This window comes from Bacillus sp. FJAT-29937 (assembly GCF_001509555.1).
In the GTDB taxonomy this organism is placed as follows: Bacteria; Bacillota; Bacilli; order Bacillales; family Cytobacillaceae; genus Cytobacillus.
Genome location: NZ_LMAS01000006.1, coordinates 399,713 through 401,188, shown reverse-complemented (window position 1 = coordinate 401,188; position 1,476 = coordinate 399,713). Strand labels below are relative to the sequence as shown.

Genomic DNA, 1,476 nt, shown 5'->3' with positions numbered 1-1,476 from the left:
TCGTAATATAAGGTTAGCCAGATTTTTCTGGTTGACCTTTTTTTATATGGCCTTATGATGACGGTAGTCGGGGTAGAACGTCTCAAACGGTGGGATTAGATCCCGTAATTAAAACTGTTCACCCCCTACTTGTATGAACATGCTTTAGCTGGTTGGGACACTGATCCCGTTTAACAAGCGAACCTATGACATTACAAGCAGCTTTAGGGGTTACCGACTAATTTTGTATTTAGGAGGAGGAAAATGAGTTATGAATCCAGTTGTTGGCCTGGATGTTTCAAAAGGGGAAAGTGAAGTACAAGCATTTTTAGATAAAGGAAAACCTTATAATAAAAGCTTTAGTATTAAGCATGATTTAGATGGGCTGGGGAAACTATTAGACTTTCTGAAAGAAATAGAGAGCGTAGCCAATGGATTTCAACCTACAGTGATTTTAGAATCAACAGGACACTACCATACATCTGTTATTCAATTTTTGGAGGAACACCAATATGTTTATATAATTGTGAATCCACTCATTTCTCATAGAGCTAAAAGCTCAAGTCTTAGAAAGGTTAAAACAGATGCGATTGATGCCTATCATTTATGTGAACTTTATTATAAAGAAGAGTTAGAGCCTTACAAAAAGAGGGAAATTCAGCTTTTAAATATACGGAATTTAACAAGACAACATGAAAGCATCTCAGGAATATCCGCACAAACAAAATTACAGTTTCAAGCCATATTGGATCAGGTATTCCCAGAATATCGAGGTGTTTTTGGGGGGCTATATTCTAAAGTATCCTTAAATATTCTTTTATTGTTTCCAACATCAGAAGCAGTCTTAAGTGTTAGTGAATTCGTTTTGATGGATCATATAGCTTCGCTATGCAAGAGTAGATCAGATAAGTGGGCAAAGGAAAAGGCACGCAAACTAAAAGAGGCAGCCCTTCGTAATCCATTTCAGAATAATCTATACCAGAGCCATATTTTCAACCTGGAAATTCTAATAAAAATTATCCTTCAATACCAAGAGCACCTATTAAAGTTAGAAGCCGAAATAGATGCTCTAGCTAAGGAAATTGAAGAATATAAGATTATCCAATCAATCCCTGGAATCGGCAAAAAAATCGCGGCAACGATAATTTCCGAAATCGGAGGGATAGATCGGTTTAATCACGCTAAAAAATTAGTAGCCTTCGCTGGAGTTGATCCAAGTGTGTACTCATCTGGTAAGTTTACTGCATCAATTAATCGTATTACCAAAAGAGGTTCTAGTAGACTAAGACACGCTTTATATATGGCAGTTCAGTGCGGTATACGTGATGCTAGAAAAAAGAAAACGAGTGAAGATAATATCCCTCGAAACAAAAGATTAAGGGAATTTTACGCTAAAAAACGTGAAGAAGGCAAACCCTTTAGAGTAGCTATCATTGCTTGTGTAAATAAGCTTTTACATTGGATATATACGATTTTAAAAAACAAAACCACTTTCCA

Annotated in this window: 1 protein-coding gene; it reads left to right on the top strand. The window is 36.2% G+C overall.

The features are described from left to right. Positions 1-250: 250 nt before the first annotated feature. Positions 251-1,476 (top strand): IS110 family transposase (locus tag AR328_RS15460; protein ID WP_082677261.1); only part of this gene is annotated, 1,226 nt, incomplete at its 3' end.